The organism is Cyanobium sp. NIVA-CYA 375 (genome assembly GCF_056108345.1).
The window spans coordinates 1-621 of record NZ_JBSYHW010000373.1 but is presented as its reverse complement, the minus strand read 5'-3'; the positions used below and the strand labels follow the sequence as shown (position 1 = coordinate 621).

At 64.6% G+C, this 621-nt stretch carries 1 pseudogene; it reads left to right on the top strand.

The features are described 5' to 3' along the window. Positions 1–183: 183 nt before the first annotated feature. Positions 184–555: pseudogene (locus AC01FP_RS18655) on the top strand (transposase family protein); the annotation flags it as partial. Positions 556–621: the final 66 nt, after the last annotated feature.

The following is a 621-nucleotide window of genomic DNA, read 5'->3' as shown; positions in this document are numbered from 1 at the left end:
CCAGGGCCTATTAGAAGTCTTCCCCAATAGCCCTTGCTTTGGCGCTGCGCCTACGGTGATCTGCGCGGGAACCGCCCCTGCCCCTTGGCCTCCCAGCTCACCACCACCCCAGTCGCTGCAAGCGATCTGATCAGTTTCCTCTAGCCGCAGGCTTCTCCGGAGGAGTAGGCCCTTCCGGACTGCCGGATGCGCCGCGGCATTCGCTTTCCCCAGTGGTGGATGCTCTTGGTGGCGATCCTCGCGATCCTGAGCGGCCAGGGTTCGCTGGTGGGAATGGAGCGATTTGCCAAACGCCACCGGCAGACGCTCAACGAGCTGCTGGGCACCGATTTCGGCAAGTCGCCATCGGATTCCACATTCAGGCTGCTGCTGGCCCAGCTGGACGTGGCTGGCTTTGAGAGCCTGCTGCGCGGCTGGATGACGGCCCAGCCGGGCGTCGCTGAGCTGGACACCCTGGTCTGTGACGGCAAGACCCTGAGGGGTTCGATCGCCGAAACCGACTCTGGCGCAGCGAGATTCAACCGCAAGCGGAAGGCTGCGCCTACGCCCAGGTGAGCCTTTACTCCGACTCACTGGGCGTGGCGATCGCTCAGACGACCTACGCCACCGACGCCAGTGGTG